Annotated in this window: 18 protein-coding genes; 15 read left to right on the forward strand and 3 right to left on the reverse strand. The window is 62.4% G+C overall.

The features are described from left to right. Positions 1–96 precede the first annotated feature (96 nt). The 6 genes from JQR87_RS16460 to fdhA all read left to right on the forward strand — a co-directional run bounded on the left by JQR87_RS16460 (position 97) and on the right by fdhA (position 7,678). Positions 97–1,347: a sarcosine oxidase subunit beta gene (locus tag JQR87_RS16460; RefSeq protein WP_407295049.1), complete on the forward strand. Its 1,251-nt coding sequence runs from the start codon at positions 97–99 to the stop codon at positions 1,345–1,347. 55 nt (positions 1,348–1,402) lie between these two features. Continuing rightward, positions 1,403–1,729 carry a sarcosine oxidase subunit delta gene (locus JQR87_RS16465; protein ID WP_407295048.1) on the forward strand — a complete coding sequence of 109 codons (327 nt, stop codon included), beginning with the start codon at positions 1,403–1,405 and terminating at the stop codon, positions 1,727–1,729. Further along, positions 1,726–4,758 (forward strand): sarcosine oxidase subunit alpha, encoded by a 3,033-nt coding sequence (locus JQR87_RS16470; protein ID WP_407295045.1) that lies wholly within the window; start codon positions 1,726–1,728, stop codon positions 4,756–4,758. The genes JQR87_RS16465 and JQR87_RS16470 overlap by 4 nt, the downstream gene beginning before the upstream one ends. 77 nt (positions 4,759–4,835) lie before the next feature. Then, a complete protein-coding gene (locus JQR87_RS16475; protein ID WP_407295042.1) occupies positions 4,836–5,465 on the forward strand; it encodes a sarcosine oxidase subunit gamma in 630 nt (209 codons plus the stop codon). A gap of 70 nt (positions 5,466–5,535) precedes the next feature. Beyond that, positions 5,536–6,393: a formyltetrahydrofolate deformylase gene (gene purU, locus JQR87_RS16480; protein ID WP_407295039.1), complete on the forward strand. Its 858-nt coding sequence runs from the start codon at positions 5,536–5,538 to the stop codon at positions 6,391–6,393. Between the two features lie 85 nt (positions 6,394–6,478). Next, a complete protein-coding gene (gene fdhA / locus JQR87_RS16485) occupies positions 6,479–7,678 on the forward strand; it encodes a formaldehyde dehydrogenase, glutathione-independent (RefSeq protein WP_407295036.1) in 1,200 nt (399 codons plus the stop codon). Positions 7,679–7,768: 90 nt separating this feature from the next. Here the strand turns inward: fdhA and JQR87_RS16490 are convergent, their stop codons facing one another. Then, positions 7,769–8,233, reverse strand: coding sequence for a thioesterase family protein (locus JQR87_RS16490; RefSeq protein WP_407295035.1), 465 nt, complete (start codon positions 8,231–8,233; stop codon positions 7,769–7,771). 259 nt (positions 8,234–8,492) lie between these two features. On the opposite strand from JQR87_RS16490, the gene JQR87_RS16495 reads away from it, so the two are divergent. From JQR87_RS16495 to JQR87_RS16525, 7 genes are all read left to right on the forward strand, one after another. Continuing rightward, on the forward strand, positions 8,493–9,470 hold the full coding sequence (locus JQR87_RS16495) for a dipeptidase (protein ID WP_407295033.1): 978 nt from the start codon (positions 8,493–8,495) through the stop codon (positions 9,468–9,470). A 134-nt stretch (positions 9,471–9,604) separates the two neighbouring features. Next, the gene (locus JQR87_RS16500) at positions 9,605–10,135 is read left to right on the forward strand and encodes a DUF5943 domain-containing protein (RefSeq protein WP_407295030.1); all 531 of its coding nucleotides are present in this window, start codon (positions 9,605–9,607) and stop codon (positions 10,133–10,135) included. A 167-nt stretch (positions 10,136–10,302) separates the two neighbouring features. After that, positions 10,303–12,363, forward strand: coding sequence for a dimethylglycine demethylation protein DgcA (dgcA, locus tag JQR87_RS16505; RefSeq protein WP_407295028.1), 2,061 nt, complete (start codon positions 10,303–10,305; stop codon positions 12,361–12,363). Positions 12,364–12,483: 120 nt separating this feature from the next. Beyond that, a complete protein-coding gene (gene dgcB, locus JQR87_RS16510; RefSeq protein WP_407295025.1) occupies positions 12,484–14,445 on the forward strand; it encodes a dimethylglycine demethylation protein DgcB in 1,962 nt (653 codons plus the stop codon). After that, positions 14,445–15,671: an electron transfer flavoprotein subunit alpha/FixB family protein gene (locus tag JQR87_RS16515; RefSeq protein WP_407295022.1), complete on the forward strand. Its 1,227-nt coding sequence runs from the start codon at positions 14,445–14,447 to the stop codon at positions 15,669–15,671. Before dgcB ends, JQR87_RS16515 begins: the two co-directional genes overlap by 1 nt. 89 nt (positions 15,672–15,760) lie before the next feature. Beyond that, positions 15,761–16,534, forward strand: a complete 774-nt coding sequence (locus JQR87_RS16520) for an electron transfer flavoprotein subunit beta (RefSeq protein ID WP_407295021.1) — start codon at positions 15,761–15,763, stop codon at positions 16,532–16,534. A gap of 42 nt (positions 16,535–16,576) precedes the next feature. Then, a complete protein-coding gene (locus JQR87_RS16525) occupies positions 16,577–16,822 on the forward strand; it encodes a hypothetical protein (protein ID WP_407295018.1) in 246 nt (81 codons plus the stop codon). A 229-nt stretch (positions 16,823–17,051) separates the two neighbouring features. Here the strand turns inward: JQR87_RS16525 and JQR87_RS16530 are convergent, their stop codons facing one another. Both JQR87_RS16530 and JQR87_RS16535 read right to left on the reverse strand, forming a co-directional pair. Beyond that, positions 17,052–18,149, reverse strand: coding sequence for a GlxA family transcriptional regulator (locus tag JQR87_RS16530; protein ID WP_407295015.1), 1,098 nt, complete (start codon positions 18,147–18,149; stop codon positions 17,052–17,054). Between the two features lie 417 nt (positions 18,150–18,566). Then, positions 18,567–19,943, reverse strand: a complete 1,377-nt coding sequence (locus JQR87_RS16535) for an L-serine ammonia-lyase (RefSeq protein WP_407297665.1) — start codon at positions 19,941–19,943, stop codon at positions 18,567–18,569. A gap of 714 nt (positions 19,944–20,657) precedes the next feature. On the opposite strand from JQR87_RS16535, the gene JQR87_RS16540 reads away from it, so the two are divergent. Then, on the forward strand, positions 20,658–21,857 hold the full coding sequence (locus JQR87_RS16540; protein WP_407295013.1) for a quaternary amine ABC transporter ATP-binding protein: 1,200 nt from the start codon (positions 20,658–20,660) through the stop codon (positions 21,855–21,857). Next, entirely contained in the window at positions 21,857–22,744 is an 888-nt protein-coding gene (locus JQR87_RS16545; protein WP_407295010.1) for an ABC transporter permease, read from the forward strand. The genes JQR87_RS16540 and JQR87_RS16545 overlap by 1 nt, the downstream gene beginning before the upstream one ends. The last annotated feature ends 24 nt before the right edge of the window (positions 22,745–22,768 follow it).

The following is a 22,768-nucleotide window of genomic DNA, read 5'->3' on the forward strand; positions in this document are numbered from 1 at the left end:
GGTTTCCGACACGACGGTGAATCGCTGAGCAGCGGCTCATACGAAGAATCGCAGGGCATCACCGCTTCGAGGCGGTCGTCTTTGAGGAGCATTCACATGCAACGTTATTCCGGCTTCGGCCTGCTCAAGCATTCATTCAGCCATCATGAAAACTGGCAGCGCATGTGGCGCAATCCCAAGCCCAAGCCGGTATACGACGTCATCATCGTCGGCGCGGGCGGCCATGGCTTGGCCACCGCGTATTACCTGGCAAGAGAGTTCGGCGTAAAGAACGTCGCGGTGATCGAGAAGGGCTGGTTGGGCGGAGGCAACACCGCGCGCAACACCACCATTGTCCGCTCGAACTACCTGTGGGATGAGTCGGCCCAACTCTATGAGCACGCGATGAAGCTGTGGCAAGGCCTGTCCCAGGACATCAACTACAACGTCATGTTCTCCCAGCGTGGTGTATTCAACCTTGGCCACACCCTGCAGGACATGCGCGACATTGAACGCCGAGTCAGCGCCAACCGCCTCAACGGTATCGACGGCGAGGTGGTAGACGCCAGGCAGGTGGCGGAAATGATTCCCTATCTGGACTGCTCGAAAAACACCCGCTACCCGATCCTTGGCGCCTCGCTACAGCGCCGCGGCGGCGTTGCCCGCCACGATGCGGTGGCCTGGGGTTATGCCCGCGCCGCGGATGCCATGGGCGTCGACCTGATCCAGCAGACCGAAGTGACCGGTTTCCGCAAGGAAAACGGGGTGTGCATTGGCGTTGAGACCAACAAGGGCTTCATCGGGGGTAAGCGTGTCGGCGTAGTCACTGCTGGCAATTCGGGGCATATGGCCAAGCTCGCCGGCTTCCGCCTGCCGCTCGAATCCCATCCGCTGCAGGCGCTGGTGTCCGAACCGATCAAGCCGATCATCGACACCGTGATCATGTCCAACGCCGTGCATGGCTACATCAGCCAGTCGGATAAGGGCGACCTGGTCATTGGTGCCGGTATCGACAGTTACAACGGCTACGGCCAGCGCGGCTCCTACCCCACCATCGAACACACCCTGCAGGCGATCGTCGAGATGTTCCCGGTGCTCTCACGGGTGCGCATGAACCGCCAGTGGGGCGGCATCGTCGATACCACCCCAGACGCCTGCCCGATCATCGCCAAGACCCCGGTGAAAAACCTGTTCTTCAACTGTGGCTGGGGCACGGGGGGCTTCAAGGCCACCCCCGGTTCGGGCCACGTGTTCGCCGCCAGCCTGGCCAAAGGCGAGATGCACCCGTTGGCCAAGGCGTTCTCAATCGAGCGCTTCCACAACGGTGCCCTGATCGACGAGCACGGTGCGGCCGGGGTCGCACACTGATTTTGGCGCCCTCTCCCGACGGGACAGGGTGGATGGTTTTCCGGAGGTACCGACCATGCTGCATATCTTCTGCCCTCACTGCGGTGAATTGCGTTCCGAAGAAGAGTTTCACGCCGGCGGCCAGGCGCATATTCCGCGTCCGCTGGACCCGAACGCCTGCACCGACGAGGAGTGGGGCGAGTACCTGTTCTTCCGCGACAACCCGCGTGGCATCCACCACGAACTGTGGATCCACGCAGCGGGCTGTCGCCAGTACTTCAACGTCACCCGTCACACGGTGAGCTATGAAATCCTCGAAACCTACAAGATCGGCGAGCAGCCCAGCGTGACTCAAGCGGGTGTCGCATCGAAGAAGGCTGTCGACCAAGGAGTAACGGCATGAGCCAGGTCAATCGTCTTTCCCAGGGCGGTCGCATCGACCGCAGCCAGCCCCTGACTTTCAGCTTCAATGGCGAAACCTATCAAGGCTACGCCGGGGACAGCCTGGCCGCTGCCCTGCTCGCCAATGGCGTCGATGTGGTCGGCCGTAGCTTCAAATACTCGCGGCCGCGCGGCATCGTCGCCGCCGGTGCCGAAGAGCCCAATGCCGTGCTGCAGATCGGCGGTGCGGAAGCTGCGCAGATCCCCAACGTTCGTGCCACTCAGCAAGCGCTGTATGCCGGACTGACCGCCACCAGCGTGAACGGCTGGCCGAGCGTCAATACCGACCTGATGGGCATCCTCGGCAAGGTCGGCGGCGGCATGATGCCGCCCGGTTTCTACTACAAGACCTTCATGTACCCGCAGAACCTCTGGCTGACCTATGAAAAGTACATTCGGAAGGCCGCAGGCCTGGGGCGCGCACCCAAGGCAAATGACCCGGACCTCTACGACCATCTGAACCAGCACTGCGATGTGCTGGTGGTGGGCGCTGGACCTGCGGGCCTGGCTGCGGCCCTGGCCGCCGGTCGAAGTGGTGCTCGGGTGATCCTCGCTGACGAACAGGAAGCGTTCGGTGGCAGCCTCCTCGCCACCCGCGAGACGCTCGACGGCAAGCCAGCCGCCGACTGGGCCGAAGCCGTAATCGCAGAACTGGAAAGCATGCCGGAAGTGACCCTGTTGCCCCGCGCAACCGTGAACGGTTACCACGACCACAACTTCCTGACCATTCATCAACGCCTGGCCGACCACTTGGGCGAGTTGGCGCCCATGGGCGCGTTCGGTCGAAGAATGGTTCGCCAGCGCATGCACCGCGTCCGGGCCAAGCGCGTGGTGCTGGCCACCGGTGCCCATGAGCGCCCGCTGGTCTATTCGAACAACGACGTGCCGGGCAACATGCTTGCCGATGCGGTATCGACCTACGTGCGCCGCTACGGCGTGGCACCGGGCCGCCAGCTGGTGCTGTCGACCAACAACGATTACGCCTACCGGGTGGTCCTCGACTGGCTCGACGCTGGCCGGCAGGTCGTCGCCGTGGCCGATGCTCGCAGTAATCCACGCGGTGCCTGGGTAGAGGAAGCACGTCGCCGTGGCGTACGTGTTCTGACCGGCAGTGCGGTGATCGAAGCGCGCGGCAGCAAGCGGGTTACCGGTGCCCGCATCTGCGCCATCGATATCGCCAGCCACAAAGTCACCAGCCCCGGCGAAGTACTCGACTGCGATCTGATCGTCAGCTCCGGCGGCTACAGTCCCGTTGTCCATCTAGCCTCCCACCTGGGCGGGCGTCCGATCTGGCGCGAAGACATCCTCGCCTTCGTTCCCGGCGAGGGTTTCCAGAAGCGGCTGTGTGCCGGTGCGGTTAACGGCGTGTTCGCCCTTGGTGATGCCCTGGCCGATGGCTTCGAAGCCGGTGCCATGGCTGCCGCCGAGTCTGGCTTCAAGGCCGTCACCGGGACCCTGCCGGAGGTCGAGAACCGCATCGAGGAGCCCGCTGTCGCGCTGTTCCAGGTGCCCCATGAGAAGCCCACGGAGCGGGCGCCGAAGCAGTTCGTCGATTTGCAGAACGACGTCACCGCCGCGGGCATCGCGCTGGCGACACGCGAAGGGTTCGAGTCGGTCGAGCACGTCAAGCGCTACACCGCTCTGGGCTTTGGCACCGACCAGGGCAAGCTGGGCAACATCAACGGCCTGGCCATTGCCGCGCATTCGATGGGCATCAGTATTGCCGAGATGGGCACCACGATGTTCCGCCCGAACTACACGCCGGTCACCTTTGGCGCCATCGCCGGTCGGCATTGCGGCGAGCTGTTCGAGCCCAAACGCTACACCGCCCTGCAGAAGTGGCACCTGGAGAACGGCGCCGAGTTCGAAGACGTTGGTCAGTGGAAGCGTCCCTGGTACTTCCCCCGGAAAGGCGAGGACCTGCATGCGGCAGTTGCCCGTGAATGCCTGGCCGTGCGCAACGCGGTTGGCATCCTCGATGCTTCAACGCTGGGCAAGATCGACATCCAGGGCCCGGACGCGCGCGAATTTCTCAACCGCGTCTACACCAACGCCTGGACCAAACTGGACGTGGGCAAGGCTCGTTATGGCCTGATGTGCAAGGAAGACGGCATGGTCTTCGACGACGGCGTGACCGCCTGCCTGGCCGACAATCACTTCCTGATGACCACCACCACCGGCGGCGCCGCACGGGTGCTTGAATGGCTGGAGATCTACCACCAGACCGAATGGCCTGAACTGAAGGTCTATTTCACCTCGGTCACCGACCACTGGGCGACCATGACCCTGTCCGGCCCCAACAGCCGCAAGCTGCTGGCCGAACTCACCGACATTGATCTGGACAAGGAAGCCTTTCCATTCATGAGCTGGAGGGAAGGCACGGTTGGCGGCGTTCCGGCACGGGTCTTTCGTATCTCCTTCACTGGCGAGCTCAGCTACGAAGTAAACGTGCAGGCCGACTACGCCATGGGTGTATGGGAGAAGCTCATCGACGCAGGCGTGAAGCACGGCCTGACGCCCTACGGCACGGAGACCATGCACGTGCTGCGCGCCGAGAAGGGTTTCATCATCGTCGGCCAGGACACGGACGGGTCCGTAACTCCGGACGACCTCAACATGGGGTGGTGCGTGGGCCGCAACAAGCCTTTCTCATGGATCGGCTGGCGCGGCATGAACCGCGAGGATTGCCTCAAGGAAAACCGCAAGCAGCTGGTCGGTCTCAAGCCGCTGGATCCGAAAAAGGTACTGCCCGAGGGTGCGCAGCTGGTGTTCGACCCCAAACAGCCGGTTCCGATGACCATGGTGGGCCATGTCACGTCCAGCTACATGAGCGCGGCCATGGGCCATTCCTTTGCCATGGCGCTGGTCAAGGGCGGCCTCAAGCGCATCGGCGAGCGCGTCTTCGCACCGCTTGTCGATGGCAGCGTGATCGAGGCCGAGATTGTCGGCTCGGTGTTCTACGACCCGAAAGGCGAACAGCAGAACGTGTGAGCTCACCCGGCCTCACCCCCGCTCATTCACGACTTTCCAGAATTCAACGGCGCCTCATGGCGCCAGGCAGGTGAACCATGACCGCAGTGAACGTTTACAGACAACGTCCGGAGAACGCCGAGGCGCAATCACCGCTGCACCACGCCGGCCTGAACGAGCTGGTCGGCAAGGGCCACGCCAACGCTGGCATCCGCTTGCGGGAAAAGAAGCTGCGCGGGCATCTGACCTTGCGCGGCGACGCTCACGATCCGGCTTTTGTCGGCGGCGTTCGCCAAGCCCTCGGTCTGGAATTGCCAGTGGCACTGACGCTGGTCGCCAATGGCGAAACATCGCTTCAGTGGATGGGGCCGGACGAGTGGCTGCTGGTCGTTCCTCGAGGCGAGGAATTCGCCACGGAGCAGCGTCTGCGTGACGCTTTGGCAGGCCAGCATATCCAGATCGTCAACGTCAGCGGCGGACAGACGCTGCTCGAGCTGTCCGGTGAGAAGGTTCGCGAGCTGCTGATGAAATCCACGCCTTACGACGTCCACCCAAGCAACTTTCCGGTGGGCAAGGCCGTGGGCACCCATTTCGCCAAGAGCCAACTGATGATCCGCCACACGGCCGAGGATGTCTGGGAACTGGTGGTTCGCCGCAGTTTCGCCGACTACATCTGGCTGTGGCTGCAGGACGCCTGCGCCGAATATGGATTGGCGATCGAAGCCTGAGCGCTGCTTGCAGCCAGGGCCATGCAAACCGAAGCGAAGCAATGCATCAGCGCAGTAATTGGAGAAGACCATGAGCCGCACGCCCGATACCTGGATCCTCACTGCTCACAGCCCGAGCCTGCTCGGCACCGTCGATGTGGTGACGCGCTATCTGTTCGAACAGGGCTGCTACGTCACCGAGCACCACAGCTTCGATGATCGCCTGGTCAGCCGCTTCTTCATCCGTGTCGAATTTCGTGCGCCAGCCGGGTTTGACGAGGCGCAATTTCGAAACGGCCTGATCGATCGAGCCACCCCGTTCGAGATGCATACCGAGCTGACGCCACCGGCCTACAGGCCGAAGGTGGTGATCATGGTGTCCAAATCGGACCATTGCCTGAACGACCTGCTCTATCGCCAGCGCATCGGCCAGCTGCAGATGGATATCGCTGCTGTAGTGTCCAACCATCCGGACCTTGAGCCCCTGGCTCAGTGGCACGACATCCCGTACCACCATTTCCCGCTCGACCCTCAGGACAAGCCAGCGCAGGAGCGCAAGGTGCTGCAGGTGATCGAAGACAGCGGTGCGGAGCTGGTGATCCTTGCTCGCTACATGCAGGTGCTTTCTCCCGAGCTGTGCCGCACCCTGGACGGCTGGGCCATCAACATCCATCATTCTCTGCTGCCCGGTTTCAAGGGTGCCAAGCCCTACCATCAGGCGTACCAGAAGGGCGTCAAGCTGGTCGGCGCCACCGCGCATTTCATCAATAACGACCTCGACGAGGGGCCGATCATCGCCCAGGGCGTCGAGCCCGTGGACCATACCCATTACCCGGAAGATCTGATCGCCAAGGGCCGCGACATCGAATGCCTGACCCTGGCCAAGGCGGTCGGTTATTTCCTCGAACGCCGGGTCTTCCTGCACGCAAACCGTACGGTGGTGCTCTGATCCAGGCGGCAACCGACAGCTCCGCTACAAGCCCGCGCAACGTCCCGTCGCGCCTTGTATTCACAAAAACAAAGGAGAAACGCAGATGGCTGACAATCGTGGCGTCGTATACCTCGGCGCAGGCAAGGTCGAAGTACAGAGCATCGACTATCCAAAGATGCAGGACCCCCGTGGACGCAAAATCGAGCATGGCGTGATCCTGCGCGTGGTCTCCACCAACATCTGCGGCTCGGACCAGCACATGGTTCGCGGACGCACCACCGCCCAGACCGGTCTGGTGCTCGGGCACGAGATCACGGGTGAGGTGATCGAGAAAGGCAGCGATGTCGAAAACCTGCAGCTCGGTGACCTGGTATCGGTGCCCTTCAACGTCGCCTGCGGCCGATGCCGCAGCTGCAAGGAAATGCACACCGGCGTCTGCCTGACGGTCAACCCAGCCCGCGCCGGCGGCGCCTATGGCTACGTCGACATGGGCGACTGGACCGGCGGCCAGGCCGAATACGTGCTGGTGCCCTATGCGGACTTCAACCTGCTCAAGTTGCCCAACCGCGACAAGGCCATGGAGAAGATCCGCGATCTGACCTGCCTGTCGGACATCCTGCCCACCGGCTACCACGGCGCGGTCACTGCCGGGGTGGGCCCTGGCAGCACGGTCTATATCGCGGGTGCCGGCCCGGTTGGCCTCGCCGCCGCCGCATCGGCACGCCTGCTGGGCGCCGCCGTGGTCATCGTCGGCGACGTCAACCCGGCCCGACTGGCCCACGCCAAAGCTCAGGGTTTCGAGATCGCCGATCTGTCACAGGACACCCCGCTGCATGAGCAGGTCGCCAACCTGCTGGGCGAGCCGGAGGTCGATTGTGCGGTCGACTGTGTGGGCTTCGAGGCTCGCGGCCATGGCCACGATGGCGTGCAACACGAAGCGCCTGCCACAGTGCTCAACTCGCTGATGCAGGTCACCCGGGTAGCCGGCAAGATCGGCATCCCCGGCCTGTATGTCACCGAAGACCCGGGCGCAGTGGACGCAGCAGCGAAAGTCGGCGCCCTGAGCATCCGCTTTGGCCTCGGCTGGGCCAAGTCCCACAGTTTTCACACCGGCCAGACTCCGGTAATGAAGTACAACCGCGCCCTGATGCAGGCCATCATGTGGGATCGGATCAACATTGCCGAGGTGGTCGGCGTGCAGGTGATCAGCCTGGACGATGCGCCCAAGGGGTACGGCGAGTTCGATGCCGGCGTTCCGAAGAAATTCGTCATCGACCCGCATCGGATGTTCAGCGCCGCCTGATCAAGCGCTAAGCCTGACGGCAATCAAGCCGGCCGATGCGCGAGCCCTATCGCAGCATCGGCCTTGCTCATCGCGGCATTAACCTTGACATCAAACCGGCAGGCCTATGGTTCGCCCAATGTACGGCGGCCTGGGCAGGTCACGCTGAGCCTCCTGCAACGCCATCACCCAAGCCTGCACTGCAGCATCGAAAGGCGCCGAGCGCCCTATTGCCCGGTCAATATTCATCAGCATCTGCTCGTTAGCTGCCAGCAGTGCATCCTCGCCCAGCCGATACAGGCCATGGTAGAGGTGCAGCCGCTTGCGATCATGGGCCACCAGCTGGGTGCGAATCTCCACTTCGGTCCCCAGATGGACCTCCGCCAGATAGCTCAGGTGGCATTCAAGCGTGTACAGCGTATGGCCGGTTCGCGCCCTCCCCGCTTGGTCAAGGCCGATCCGTTCCATCAATTCGTCAGTCGCGTAGCTGAACAGCAACAAGTAGTAGGCATCACGCAGATGGTCGTTGTAATCGACCCACTCGGGCAGGATGGTGGCGCGGTAGGTGCTGAGCATGATTGTCGGGCTCCGGTAACCAATCCGCTCGCACACCAGCAACGTTTGCGCTGGGCACGCAGGCGGAAAACCAGAAGTGTTCTAGCCGTCCCCTCGCTCCGGCACAACCCTGTAGTGCCCTGGTCGGTTGTCGGCAGCCTTCGCCTGACGTTTTAAGCAATACCCCAGTCGTTTTTGCATCGGGACGACATTCACCCCAGGGATAAGCTGCGGCAAAGCGTCGACAAAAGATTCGACGCGCCGCACCGGGGAGTGACTGATGAGCCCAACCGAATTGCACGCCGATAGCATCGTCATCGACGGCCTGATCATCGCCAAATGGAATCGCGAACTGTTCGAGGACATGCGCAAGGGCGGCCTGACCGCTGCCAACTGCACGGTCTCGGTATGGGAAGGCTTCCAGGCGACAGTCAACAACATCGTGGCCAGCCAGAAGCTGATCCGCGAGAACAGCGATCTGGTCATGCCGGTGCGCACCACCGCGGACATCCGCAAGGCGAAGGAGTTGGGCAAGACGGGCATCCTCTTCGGCTTCCAGAACGCCCACGCGTTCGAGGACCAGATCGGCTATGTCGAGGTCTTCAAGCAGCTCGGGGTGGGCATCGTACAGATGTGCTACAACACCCAGAATCTGGTCGGCACCGGTTGCTATGAACGCGACGGCGGCCTATCAGGTTTCGGTCATGAAGTCGTCGCCGAGATGAACCGGGTCGGCATCATGTGCGACCTGTCCCACGTCGGCAGCAAGACCAGTGAGGAAGTCATCCTCGCCTCGAACAAACCGGTCTGCTATTCCCACTGCTTGCCGTCCGGCCTCAAGGAACATCCACGCAACAAGTCCGACGAAGAACTGAAGTTCATTGCCGACCACGGCGGCTTCGTGGGCGTGACCATGTTCGCGCCCTTCCTTGCCAAGGGCATCGACTCGACCGTCGACGACTACGCCGAAGCCATCGAGTACGTGATGAACATTGTGGGTGAGGATGCCATCGGCATCGGCACCGATTTCACGCAGGGCCATGGCCAGGACTTTTTCGAGTGGCTGACTCACGACAAGGGCTACGCCCGCCGCTTAACCAGCTTCGGCAAGATCGTCAACCCGCTGGGCATCCGCACGGTGGGTGAATTCCCCAACCTCACCGAAACCCTGCTCAAGCGCGGCATGCCCGAGCGCACGGTGCGCAAGGTGATGGGCGAGAACTGGGTAAGGGTACTTAAGGACGTTTGGGGCGAGTAATGAATACCTCCGTAGCCTACTGCGCACACCGATAGCTGCGTCGCGTCCTCGCGCTCGGCGTGCTCGCTACGGCTCCACAGGCATTCATCCGCACTTTTTCAACACGAAGACAACGAATTCTGGAGCTTAAACACATGTCCACCCACGCCCCCGAAATGCCCATCCAGGTCGACGACGAAACCGGCGTCTGGACCACCGACGCCTTGCCGATGCTCTACGTGCCGCGGCATTTCTTCGTCAACAACCACATCGGTATCGAGGAGGTACTCGGTGCCGAGGCGTACGCCGACATCCTCTACAAGGCTGGCTACAAATCGGCCTGGCACTGGTGCGAGAAGGAGGCCGAATGCCATGGCCTGGTGGGCGTAGAAGTGTTCGAGCACTACATGAAGCGCCTGTCTCAGCGCGGCTGGGGCCTGTTCAAGATTCAATCGATCGACGTGGATGCCGGCACCTGCGAGGTGCGCCTGGACTACTCTGCCTTCGTCTACGTCTACGGCAAATGCGGCCGCCCGGTGGATTACATGTTCACCGGCTGGTTTGCCGGCGCCATGGATCAGATTCTCGCCGCCAAGGGCAGCCCGCTGCGCACCGTCGCCGAGCAGGTCTACGGCGCCTCCGAAGAAGGCCGCGATCATGGCCTGTTCGTGGTCAAGCCACTCTAAAAACAACGTCAACCGTGATCGAAAACGTAGCGAGCGAAGGGTAGGCGGGGACGCCCAGTCAGGCGGAGGCTGGAGCGAAAAGCAGGGTTTGTCGCTGTAAATGAGCATTTTCGCTCCAGCCTCCAACGCCGCATAACCGAGCGCAGTAGTTTTCAGAGGATGCCGCCATGGCTTTCGAAGCAATGTTCCAACCCATTCAGATCGGCAAGCTGACCATCCGCAACCGTGTGATCAGTACTGCCCACGCCGAGGTCTATGCGACCGACGGTGGCATGACCACCGAGCGCTACGTCAAGTACTACGAGGAAAAGGCCAAGGGCGGCATTGGCCTGGCGATCTGTGGCGGCTCCTCTGTGGTGGCCATCGACAGCCCCCAGCAATGGTGGAGCTCGGTCAACCTGTCCACGGACCGAATCATCCCGCACTTTCAGAATCTGGCCGATGCCATGCACAAGCATGGCGCCAAGATCATGATCCAGATTACTCACATGGGTCGGCGCTCGCGCTGGGACGGCTTCCACTGGCCGACACTGATGTCGCCGTCCGGCATCCGCGAGCCGGTGCACCGCGCCACCTGCAAGACCATCGAGCCGGAGGAAATCTGGCGGGTGATCGGCAACTACGCACAGGCCGCACGCCGGGCCAAGGAAGGCGGCCTGGACGGCGTCGAGTTGTCTGCCGTGCACCAGCACATGATTGACCAGTTCTGGTCGCCGCGGGTCAACAAGCGCACCGATGAATGGGGCGGCACCTTCGAAGGCCGGATGAAGTTCGGCCTGGAAGTGATCAAGGCCGTGCGTGCCGAAGTCGGGCCGGATTTCTGCGTGGGGCTGCGCATCTGCGGTGACGAGTTCCACCCGGACGGCCTGTCGCAGGAGGACATGAAGGAAATCGCCAGGTATTACGACGCCACCGGAATGATCGACTTCATTGGTGTGGTCGGCTCGGGCTGCGACACGCACAACACCCTCGCCAACGTGATCCCGAACATGAGCTATCCGCCGGAGCCGTTCCTGCATCTGGCGGCCGGAATCAAGGAAGTGGTCAAGGTGCCGGTGCTCCACGCACAGAACATCAAGGACCCGAACCAGGCCTCGCGCATTCTCGAAGGCGGCTATGTGGACATGGTCGGCATGACCCGCGCGCATATCGCCGACCCGCATCTTATCGCCAAGATCAAGATGGGCCAGGTCGACCAGATCAAGCAGTGCGTCGGCGCCAACTACTGCATCGACCGGCAGTATCAGGGCCTGGACGTGCTCTGCATCCAGAACGCCGCGACCAGCCGCGAATACATGGGCTTGCCGCACATCATCGAGAAGTCCGCGGGGCCGAAGCGCAAGGTGGTCATCGTCGGCGGCGGGCCGGCGGGTATGGAAGCGGCACGTGTCGCCGCCGAACGCGGCCATGACGTCACCCTTTTCGAGAAGAAGGACAGCCTCGGCGGGCAGATCAGCATTGCCGCCAAGGCGCCGCAGCGCGATCAGATGGCCGGGATCACGCGCTGGTTTCAGCTGGAGCTCGCTCGCCTCGGCGTTGATCTGCGCTTGGGCACCGGTGCCGACGTCGAGACCATTCTCGACCTGCGCCCGGATATCGTGGTGCTGGCCAACGGCGGTCATCCGTTCGTCGAGCAGAACGAGCACTGGGGCGCTGACGAAGGGCTGGTGGTCAGCAGCTGGGACGTGCTCGACGGCAAGGTGGCGCCCGGCAACAACGTCCTGGTCTACGACACCATCTGCGAATTCACCGGCATGTCGGTGGCCGACTTCATCGCCGAGAAAGGCGCGAAGGTGGAAATCGTCACCGACGACATCAAGCCAGGTGTGGCGATCGGCGGAACCAGCTTCCCGACCTACTACCGCAGCCTCTACCCCAAGGAAGTGATCATGACCGGCGACATGATGCTGGAGAAGGTCTACCGCGAAGGCGACAAGCTAGTGGCGGTACTGGAGAACGAATACACCGGCACCAAGGAAGAACGGGTGGTCGATCAGGTGGTGGTGGAAAACGGCGTACGACCGGACGAGAGCCTTTACTACGCGCTCAAGGAGGGCTCGCGCAACAAGGGTCAGATCGACGTGGAGGCATTGTTTGCCATCCAGCCGCAGCCCTGCCTGTCCGAGCCCGGCGATGGTTACCTGCTGTTCCGCATCGGCGACTGCGTTGCTCAGCGCAACACCCATGCGGCGATCTACGACGCGCTTCGGCTCTGCAAGGATTTCTGATTACAGAGCAAACGCCGGATCAGGCGAGCCTGCCCGCGGCTTCGCGAGCAAGCGCCTCCTGATCCAAGCGTCAGTCATCAGGGCCATGCCCCTTTGCAACCGCTGCTGTGGGAGACACCCATGCTGAATACCCTTCTCCCGATTCTGCTCGCTACGGCCCTAGGGCTTGCGGTGCTCGGCGCCGCCAAGCGCTTCCTGATGTGGCGGCGCGGCCGGCCCGCGCAGGTCGATTGGCTGGGCGGCCTGTTGGCCATGCCCCGGCGCTACCTGGTGGACCTGCACCACGTGGTCGACCGCGACAAATATATCTCCAAGACGCACGTCGCCACCGCAGGGGGCTTTGTGCTCGCGGCGCTGCTGGCGATCATCGTCCACGGTTTCGGGCTGCAGAGTCGTATTCTCGGCTTCGCCCTATTGGCCGCTTGCGTGTTGATGTTCGTGGGTGCGCTGTTCGTGGCCAAGCGTCGCCTTGACCCGCCGGCACGGCTGTCGAAGGGGCCGTGGATGCGTTTGCCGAAAAGCCTGCTGATGTTTTCCGCGAGCTTTTTCATTGCCACGCTGCCGGTCGCCGGCATCCTGCCGCAGGATTTCGGCGGCTGGGTACTGGCCGCCGTTCTGGCCATTGGGGTGGCCTGGGGTGTGTCCGAATTGTTCTTCGGTATGACATGGGGCGGGCCGATGAAGCACGCCTTCGCCGGAGCGCTGCACCTGGCCTGGCATCGCCGCAGCGAACGCTTTGGCGGCGGCCGCTCCAGCGGTTTGAAAGCCTTGAACATGGATGACCGACGCGCACCGCTAGGCGTCGAGAAACCGGAGGACTTCACCTGGAACCAGCTGCTCGGCTTCGATGCGTGCGTGCAATGCGGCCGCTGCGAAGCCGCCTGCCCGGCATTCGCTGCAGGCCAGCCACTGAACCCGAAGAAGCTGATTCAGGACATGGTCGTTGGCCTTGCTGGCGGCAGTGACAAGGGCTATTTCGGCAGTCCCTACCCGGGCATTCCCGTTGGCGAGCATGGCGGCAATCCGCACCAGCCCATCGTGCTTGCAGACGGCAAGGGGCTGGTCGAGGCTGACACACTGTGGTCCTGCACTACCTGCCGTGCCTGCGTCGAGGAATGCCCGATGATGATCGAGCACGTCGATGCCATCGTCGACATGCGTCGCCATCTCACCCTTGAAAAGGGCGCCACCCCGAACAAGGGCGCCGAGGTACTGGACAACCTGATCGCGACTGATAACCCCGGCGGTTTTGCCCCCGGTGGACGACTCAATTGGGCCGCCGACCTGAACCTGCCGCTTATGAGCGAGAAGCAACAGGCCGATGTGCTGTTCTGGGTGGGCGACGGGGCCTTCGACATGCGCAACCAACGTACGCTGCGCGCCTTCGTCAAGGTTCTAAGGGCCGCCAGTGTGGACTTCGCCGTGCTTGGTCTGGAGGAACGCGACAGCGGCGACGTTGCCCGCCGATTGGGCGACGAGGCAACCTTCCAGCAACTGGCCAAGCGCAATATCGCGACCCTGTCCCGCTACCGTTTCCAGACCATCGTCACCTGCGATCCGCACAGCTTCCATGTGCTGAAGAATGAGTATGGCGAACTGGGCGGCCGCTATGACGTGCTGCACCACAGCACCTATATCGCCACCCTGATCGCCCGAGACAGGCTCGCACTTGGCAAGCACCAGGGCGCCAGCGTGACCTATCACGATCCGTGCTACCTGGGCCGCTACAACGGTGAGTACGAGGCGCCGCGCGCGGTACTCAAGGCGATTGGTATCGAGGTCAAGGAAATGGCCCGCTCCGGCTTCCGCTCTCGCTGCTGCGGCGGGGGTGGTGGTGCGCCAATCACCGACATTCCAGGCGTACAACGGATCCCCGACATGCGCATGGGAGACATCAAGGAGACCGGAGCCGAGCTGGTCGCCGTGGGCTGCCCTCAATGCACGGCAATGCTCGAAGGTGTGGTTGCTCCGCGCCCAGAGATCAAGGACATCGCCGAACTGGTGGCCGAGGCTCTGCTTGAAGCACCCGCTCCGGTAAAAAAGCCCGTAGCGGCCAGACCTGAAGCCCTGGAGGTGCACTGATGAGCATCATCATCCGCCGCGATCCGCGTGCCGAGCGGATCGCCCGCAATCGTCTGCATCCCCTGCACGCCAGCGTGCAGGCGAAAGGCGAAACGAGCTGGATGGGGCCTAGCGGCTTAGTCCGCAAGAATCCGCACGCGATCGGTTTTATCGGCCCAAACGGGATCAAGCGCATCGACCGCAGCGGCGTTCAGCAAGGCGCCGGCCGCAGGAGCGCGACCGTTCGCGAAGCGGTCCAGCTGCCATTATTCAAGGTCGAGCGGCCGCAGTTCCATATCGTTGCCGTGCCCGACATGCCAGGCGGCCGGCTTTCCGCCCACGATCGCGACCTGCTCGGCCTGGCCCGCAAGCTGGCGGGGGCCGAGGGCGCTGTGCTGGCGGTGGTCTTTGGTGAACACAAGGAAACGGCTCTGGATACGGCCGGTGTCGACCGCCTCCTGCACCTACCGGCCGACGAATACGAAGGCTACGCCCCAGAACAACGCCTGCAGGCGCTGATCGCCGTGGAGCATCAGTTCTCGCCTCGCCACTGGCTGCTGCCTGATACCCGGGCGGGTGGCGGCGAGATTGGTCGTCGCCTCGCGGCCAAACTCAGCGAGCGCCCGGCGACGCGAGTCTGGCAGGTCGACGACGCGCACTGCACCGGGCGTGCCGGTGCGGGACGAGAAGACCTGCAACGGCCGTTGCCCAGGCTGATCCTGGCCGCCGCAGAGTGTGCCGAGCCCGTTGCCGATACGCGCCACGAGGTATTGCCCGTCACCTTGAGCGAAGTCGTAGCCCGGAGCCTGCCACGGCTGGAAAACCTCGGCCCGGTCGCGGTGGACCCCTCACTGGTGCCCATGGCCGAATCGGAATTCATCCTCTCCGGCGGGAACGGCGTGAAGGACTGGGATCTGTTTCACCAAGCCGCAGAGGTCCTGGGCGCAACCAAGGGCGCATCACGGGTGGCAGTGGACGACGGCTTCATGCCACGTCACTGCCAGGTCGGCGCAACGGGCACCTGGGTCACCGCGCGGGTCTACCTGGCGGTGGGAATATCCGGTGCGATCCAGCACCTTCAAGGCATTGGCGCCTGCGACAAGGTGGTGGCCATCAACCTCGACCCAGGCTGCGACATGATCAAGCGTGCCGACCTGTCGGTCATCGGTGACTCGGCCGCGATTCTTCGCGCCCTGATCGAACGGGTCGCAGCCCACCGCCAGGGAGGCGCTCGCGATGCGGCGTAATGACCTGCGACGGATTTCACGTAGCCCGTTCACACATACGGATGAACCGAGGCTGCCACGCGCAGCATCTACCGCAAGGGAGTCGCATCATGGCTGACCTGAACATCATTGCCCTGGTTTCGGTCGGTACGCACCCGACCTCGGGCCGTGCCCGGCGCGCCGAGCAGGATGCACGCGCCGTTGAGCTGGGTTTGCGCCTGGCCGGCGAGCGGTTACAGCTGCTACATGCCGGTGACCCGAACGAAGAAGCGCTGCGCGGCTACCTGGGCATGGGGCTTGGCGCGCTGACCGTGTTGCAGCAGCCTCGGGGGGCCGACGCCCTTCCCGTCCTGGCCGAGCATCTGGCGTACGCCGGAGCCCAGATCGTGCTGACCGGCAGCCAGGCCGAAACCGGCGAAGGCTCCGGCATGCTGCCCTACCTGCTGGCCGAGCGGCTGGGTTGGCCATTGGTGGTGGGTCTGGCCGAAGTCGAGCGCGTCGAGAATGGCAGCGCGTTGGTGCTCCAGGCGCTACCGCGCGGCCAGCGACGCCGGCTCAAGGTGCGCCTGCCCTTCCTGGCCAGTATCGACAGTGCGGGCCCTGTGGCACGGCAAAGCGCCTTCGGACCCGCCCGTCGCGGGCAACTCAGCGCCGAAGCGGTGCCTGTCGCGGCCGACGAGCTTCTTATCGAGGCCCAACTGCAGCCTGCACGGCCCCGCCCCAAGCGGCTCAAGGTGATTCAAGGCAAGACCGCGGCTGATCGACTGAAAGCGGCGACGGCGAAGGCATCCGGTGACGGCGGGCAGGTTCTGCGAGACCTGTCACCGGAGGCTGGCGCCGAAGCCATTTTCAACTTGCTGCTTGAGGAAGGCGTGCTGCGCTGAATGCGGTGATACCCATTTATCCAAGCCAAAGGAGCTACCACGATGATGCATGCCGAACTGATCGACCAGGACGACTTTCGAGATCGCCTGGTGTCCCTGGGCTTTGAGATACCCTGCGGTGCCACCGCCGAGCAAGCCTGCGAACGGGCTGTCAGTGGCCTTTCTCAGGAGCGAGCCCAGGCACTGCGCAGGATGGTCGAAGACCTTCTTGGCGGTTCCGCCACCCTGCTGCCCTCGGTACGCGAAGCCATCTGCAAACGGCTGCTACCGGCGCTGGTCCGCGGGTAGCGCCGCGGACGTCGGTTCGCTCACCTCAAATCACACCTGGAACCATCTGGGCGAGGCGCCAGTTGGCAGGGCGACGATTAACGTTGCACTGCCTGGACGTGCCCCTGATGACTGGCCTTTCGCGCGCATTGGGCCATCCGCAGCCAACGCTGCGACCGCTGGACCGGCGCAGAACCGGCGCTGAGCGGGACGAGCGCCCAACGCGCAAACAGAGGCTCTGTCTATCGGGTCAGATCCGCACGCTCGCGTACGTCGACTCACCCTGCGCACGCTGCAAGGCCGCCATTACGCCTGGGTGTCTGTCGGCGTTGTCGGAACAGGGAATCAGTGCAACCACCTGCGCCAACGACTGACCGGAGCGTTCGTCACGCGGTGGAATGCCGAAGTACTCGCGGTAGCACTTGGAGAAGTGCGGGGTCGAGACGAAACCGCACACCGACGCCACTTCGATGATCGACATGGGCGTTTGCTTCAATAGCTGACGGGCGCGTATCAACCGCAATTTTAGGTAATAGCGTGACGGCGAGCAGTGCAGGTATTTCTGGAACAGTCGTTCGAGCTGACGCCGAGACACATTGACGTAGCAGGCGAGTTCATCGAGATCGATCAGCTCTTCGAGATTGGCTTCCATCAGTGCAACGATTTCGAGCAGCTTCGGCTGATTAGTGCCCAGCATGTGCTTGAGCGGGACTCGCTGATGGTCCTGCTCATTGCGGATACGCTCACACATGAACATATCGGATATTGCCGCAGCCAGCTCACGGCCGTGCTGGCCACCGATCATGTGCAGCATCATGTCCATCGGGGCGCTCCCGCCGGAGGCGGTGAAGCGATTGCGATCGATGGAGAACAGCCGCGGCGTGACCGTCGTGCGAGGGAAGGCTTCCTGCATGGCAGCCAGACATTCCCAGTGAACGCTGCAGTCGTAGCCATCGAGCAGACCAGCTTTGGCCAGCCCCCAGCTGCCGGTGCAGACCGCGCCCATCTGGCGGCCGTGCCGTGCTTGCGCCTGCAGCCAGTGAAGGTGCTCGCGAGTCACGCTGCGCTGAATATCCACGCCGCCACAGACGACCACAGCATCTAATGCAGGCGCGGTTCCGAAGCCGGCATCCGGCGTGATCTGAAGACCGTCGCTGGCCATGACCGGTTGCCCCGCTTCGGTCAGGGTAAACCAGCGGTATAGCTCTTTACCGGACAACTGGTTCGCCATGCGCAAGGGCTCCACCGCCGAAGCCAGGGAAATCAGCGTGAAATTGTCCAAAAGCAGAAAGCCGATGGTCTGCGGTAGACGATTCGGGGCGGTTGCCCCTGCGTTTATCTGTGACATGACGAACCCTCACACAAGCTTTTTTTATCAAGAGCCGTCAGGCGGCTCTCTCTTTTTTTGTGATTCCGACACTGGCTGCGTCGGTTGTTTACGTCTACCAAGGCAAACTGCATGCCTATATTGAATAGCCGTTCAATAAAAACTGTAGAACAGTTTGCAAAGCTCTGCTCGCGGGCGTCTCGACAAATCCAAGAACGCCTCCTGGATCCCGCTGAAGGGCTTGCTATCAAAGGACTTGGGCACATTCGTAGCAGCCGCACCATAGATTGTGACCAAGCGGTCACACATCAGCAGCAGCAGTAACAGATGCAGGTAACAGCACGATAGCCGCTCGGAGATTCGGTGATGGGTGAATCGCCATTGCCGTTCAATGCACCGTAAATCGACGTCTGGCCGCTACACATGCACGATATCGGATCAGCATTCGATCGTATTGACCGCCAGCCCACCTCGAGAGGTTTCCTTGTACTTGTCATGCATGTCGGCGCCGGTGTCGCGCATCGTACGGATGACACGGTCAAGCGAGATGAAGTGTTCACCGTCACCGCGCATCGCCATTTGGGCTGCATTGATAGCCTTCATCGCGGCGATGGCGTTGCGTTCGATGCAGGGCACCTGCACGAGGCCACCGACCGGGTCGCAGGTCAGCCCCAGGTTGTGCTCCAGTCCGATTTCGGCCGCGTTCTCAAGTTGCTCCGGGCTCGCCCCCAGCAGTTCGGCCAGCCCAGCGGCCGCCATGGCACATGCCGACCCCACCTCACCCTGGCAGCCCACCTCGGCACCGGAAATCGATGCGTTCTTCTTGCAGAGAATGCCGATCGCAGCGGCGGCGAGCAGGTAGTTGACCACGTCGTCGTCGCAAGCTTCGGGGTGAAACTTCATGTAGTAATGCAGTACGGCCGGAATGATGCCGGCTGCGCCGTTTGTGGGCGCAGTCACCATCCGTCCGCCCGCGGCATTTTCCTCGTTCACGGCCAAGGCAAAGAGATTCACCCATTCCATGGCGCTCATGGTCGAGCCGATGACGTTCGGCTTGCCCAGCTCCAGCAGGTTTTCGTGCAGCCGGGCGGCACGCCGGCGAACCTTGAGCCCACCGGGCAGCACGCCTTGATGACGCAGCCCATTGGCAACACAGTCCTGCATCGCTGCCCACAGCCGCAACAGACCGCTACGCACGTCCGCCTCGCTGCGCCAGGCCATCTCATTGGCCATCATCAGCTCACTGACCCGCAGCCCATGCCGTTTGCATAGCATCAGGAGCTCGATAGCGGTGGAGAAGTCGTAGGGCAGCTCGGTGCGGTCCTGGTCCAACTGGCCGGCCGCCGCCTGTTCGGCATTGACCACGAAGCCGCCACCGACCGAATAAAAGGTGTCCTGATACAGCACGCCCGAAGCGCCCTCGGCAGTGAACATCATGGCGTTGGGGTGATACGGCAGGTTTTCCTCGAGCAAGAGGAGGTCTTTATCCCAGTCGAACGCGACCGGCCATTGGCCGTTGACGTGCAGCTGGCCGCTGGAGCGCAACTGATCGATACGCGGCACGATTTGCTGGGGGTCGACGAGATCCGGTCGTTCGCCCATCAACCCCATCAACACGGCATGGTCAGTACCGTGGCCTATCCCGGTGGCAGAGAGCGAGCCATAGAGACGCACCTCCACGCGGCAGAGCCGCTCCAGCAGCTTGCGTTCACGCAGCGCACCCGCAAACAGAGCGCCCGCGAGCATAGGCCCGACGGTGTGCGAGCTGGAGGGTCCAATGCCGATTTTGAACAGGTCAAATACGCTGATCGCCACGCTGAGTACTCCACGGGATGTCACGAAGTCGGGAGTCATCATCAGGCTTTTGACAGCCTGCAGCGGTCTGGCACCGACGCACGCTTATCCAAAGCCGTCAACCCACTGAACAACGCGTCGGCGTAAATCCTCACGAGGCGCTATCTTCAAGAGGCGACCTGGTGTCGATGAGCAGGTTTCGGGTCGTTGTTCCGGCCCTAAATCAATCAGTGAATCGTGACGAATTTTTTTCAACGCTGGATCTCGAAGCAACGTTGTCGCCAAGCAACACGTAGGGGTCGCAATCCGATAACCGCCAGGCTTGCAGGGGCATATCGTTGACTCATGTGATCAGCAACCCCGGACAACAGCTGTTCGGCCGTGCTGAAGTGCTTTGCGTAAATCGACGACAGCCGACCAGAACAGCGGCTGCAGATAACAATAACGAATTCGGCTCAGCGCCCCCCAAGCGAGGAGCCACAGTGATTTTGCTAGAACTGCCAGGAAGGAAGTGGACGGCCGCACGAGACGACTGTGACACCAGCCGAACAGCCAAGCGCCGAGATGCGTAGCGTCCCGCCTGGTTTTGCGACGGTCGAGCTCCGCTGCTGCACTGCTTCCAGCCGAGACCATATCCATACGAAAGCCATGACAGTCGATGTTGACCGTCAAGCGCCGAGAGGCGCCTGGGCTTCCGTTTAGCTGATCCTCCTGTCAACGAAGGGGAACCATCCCATGCGGTCTGGAAAAATCGTCGTCGAGAACTTGTACAAGGTATTTGGCCAACAGGAACAGGAAGCCATCGACCTGCTCAAGCAAGGCTGGAGCAAGGAAAGGATTCTTGCCGAGCGCGGCGCAGTCATCGGCGTAAGCGATGTTTCATTCAGCGTAGAGGAAGGCGAGATATTCGTTCTGATGGGCCTGTCCGGCTCCGGAAAATCCACACTGATACGCCTGATCAACCGCCTGATCGAACCCAGCGCCGGCGATGTCTTCATCGACTCTCAGAACGTCGCGAAGCTGCCACAGGGCCAGCTCATCGACCTGCGTCGACGCGACATGAGCATGGTGTTCCAGTCCTTCGCCCTGATGCCGTCACGTACGGTCCTGGATAACGCCGCTTTCGGCCTGGAGGTTGCCGGCGTAGGACGCCGGGAACGCGAGGAGCGTGCCATGGCGGTGCTCAAGCAGGTCGGTCTGGAAACCTTCGCGCTGAAATTTCCCCATGAGCTTTCCGGGGGCATGCAGCAGCGGGTGGGTCTGGCGCGTGCTCTGGCGGTTAACCCGTCCATGATCATCATGGATGAAGCCTTCTCCGCGCTCGATCCGCTCAAGCGCAGGGAAATGCAGGATGTGCTGCTGGAGCTGCAGAAGACCCATCGACGTACCATCATCTTCGTCTCCCACGACATCGAGGAGGCGATGCGCATCGGCAACCGCATCGGCATCATGGAAGGCGGCAAGCTGGTCCAGGTCGGCACCCCGCAGGAACTGATCGACCATCCCGCCAACAACTACGTGCGCAACTTCTTCGACACCGTCAACACCAGCCGCTACCTCACCGCCGGTCAACTCAAGACCAATAGCGTCCCGCTCTACGTACACAACGGCAAGGCCCCGGACGCCGCAGCGGTGTGCCAGGAGTTGCTGGCGCTGGACAAGCACTACGCATTCGTCATCGATGAACAGAACAAATTCCGTGGTTCCATCAGCCTGGAGCGAATCGCCCTGTTGGTCGAGAACGGCCAGACCTGCGCGCTCGACGCAGAAGTGCTGAAGCAGATCGAGCCGCTGACCGAAGACCTGCCACTCGACCGCGTAATCGAGCGCCTTGTCGATAACGAGGGCCCGATGCCCGTGGTGGACAACCAGGGCTACTACGCGGGCGCCATCAGCAAGGGCCGCCTTCTGGCTCGCCTGCAGGAGGCTGGATAATGGACAAGCAATTGGATCTTGGCAGCTGGGTCGACAGCGTTGTACAGCACCTGCTGGAAAACTACAGCGGTGCCTTCGACAGCCTGGGCAGCGTGGTCAGCGGGTTTTCCGAAGGCATCGAGACGCTCTTGATGTTGCCGCCGGCCTGGCTGCTCATTGCCATCTTCGTCGGCCTTGGGCTGTGGCGCATCGGTGCCCGATTCGCAGTATTCACCGCGGTGTCCTTCATTCTCATTGTGCTCACCGGCTTCTGGGACCAAACCGTTGTGACCCTTGGCCTGACCTTCTCCGCCACGCTGATCAGCCTGTTACTGGGCATCCCACTGGGCATCTGGTCGGCGCGCAGCGAGCGGGTGGCCACAATTACCCGTCCAGTGCTGGACTTCATGCAGACCATGCCGGCATTCGTTTATCTGATTCCTGCAGCCATGCTGTTCGGCCTCGGCCGGGTGCCCGGCATCATCGCCACGGTGATCTTCGCCATGCCGCCAGCGGTTCGCCTGACCAATCTGGGTATCCGCCAGGTCAACAAGGAGATCGTCGAGGCCGGGCAGTCCTTTGGCTGCAACGGCAGGCAGCTGCTGTTCAAGGTGCAGCTGCCCAACGCCATGCCCTCGATCATGGCCGGTGTAAACCAGACCATCATGATGGCGCTGTCCATGGTAATCATCGCGTCCATGGTCGGCGCGGGCGGCCTGGGCAACGATGTGCTGGCCAGCATCCAGCGCCTCGACATCGGGCTCGGCTTCGAGAGCGGCATGGCGGTGGTACTACTGGCGATCATCCTTGATCGCATCACCGAGAGCTTCGGCACTGTAAAGCGGGCCACGAACAAGAGCACTTGGTACACCTGGGTCAGCACCAAACTCCGGCCGCAGCGCCAGTAATCGTTACGGACTACCGAACAGGAT

Source organism: Stutzerimonas stutzeri (genome assembly GCF_051028275.1).
GTDB lineage: Bacteria > Pseudomonadota > Gammaproteobacteria > Pseudomonadales > Pseudomonadaceae > Stutzerimonas > Stutzerimonas stutzeri_AS.

Excerpts from the sequence above, each read along its gene's own strand:
- JQR87_RS16460 (WP_407295049.1), top strand. The coding sequence starts at position 97 with ATGCAACGTTATTCCGGCTTCGGCCTGCTCAAGCATTCATTCAGCCAT.
- JQR87_RS16465 (WP_407295048.1), top strand. The coding sequence starts at position 1,403 with ATGCTGCATATCTTCTGCCCTCACTGCGGTGAATTGCGTTCCGAAGAA.
- JQR87_RS16470 (WP_407295045.1), top strand. The coding sequence starts at position 1,726 with ATGAGCCAGGTCAATCGTCTTTCCCAGGGCGGTCGCATCGACCGCAGC.
- JQR87_RS16475 (WP_407295042.1), top strand. The coding sequence starts at position 4,836 with ATGACCGCAGTGAACGTTTACAGACAACGTCCGGAGAACGCCGAGGCG.
- purU (WP_407295039.1), top strand. The coding sequence starts at position 5,536 with ATGAGCCGCACGCCCGATACCTGGATCCTCACTGCTCACAGCCCGAGC.
- fdhA (WP_407295036.1), top strand. The coding sequence starts at position 6,479 with ATGGCTGACAATCGTGGCGTCGTATACCTCGGCGCAGGCAAGGTCGAA.
- JQR87_RS16490 (WP_407295035.1), bottom strand. The coding sequence starts at position 8,233 with ATGCTCAGCACCTACCGCGCCACCATCCTGCCCGAGTGGGTCGATTAC.
- JQR87_RS16495 (WP_407295033.1), top strand. The coding sequence starts at position 8,493 with ATGAGCCCAACCGAATTGCACGCCGATAGCATCGTCATCGACGGCCTG.
- JQR87_RS16500 (WP_407295030.1), top strand. The coding sequence starts at position 9,605 with ATGTCCACCCACGCCCCCGAAATGCCCATCCAGGTCGACGACGAAACC.
- dgcA (WP_407295028.1), top strand. The coding sequence starts at position 10,303 with ATGGCTTTCGAAGCAATGTTCCAACCCATTCAGATCGGCAAGCTGACC.
- dgcB (WP_407295025.1), top strand. The coding sequence starts at position 12,484 with ATGCTGAATACCCTTCTCCCGATTCTGCTCGCTACGGCCCTAGGGCTT.
- JQR87_RS16515 (WP_407295022.1), top strand. The coding sequence starts at position 14,445 with ATGAGCATCATCATCCGCCGCGATCCGCGTGCCGAGCGGATCGCCCGC.
- JQR87_RS16520 (WP_407295021.1), top strand. The coding sequence starts at position 15,761 with ATGGCTGACCTGAACATCATTGCCCTGGTTTCGGTCGGTACGCACCCG.
- JQR87_RS16525 (WP_407295018.1), top strand. The coding sequence starts at position 16,577 with ATGATGCATGCCGAACTGATCGACCAGGACGACTTTCGAGATCGCCTG.
- JQR87_RS16530 (WP_407295015.1), bottom strand. The coding sequence starts at position 18,149 with ATGTCACAGATAAACGCAGGGGCAACCGCCCCGAATCGTCTACCGCAG.
- JQR87_RS16540 (WP_407295013.1), top strand. The coding sequence starts at position 20,658 with ATGCGGTCTGGAAAAATCGTCGTCGAGAACTTGTACAAGGTATTTGGC.
- JQR87_RS16545 (WP_407295010.1), top strand. The coding sequence starts at position 21,857 with ATGGACAAGCAATTGGATCTTGGCAGCTGGGTCGACAGCGTTGTACAG.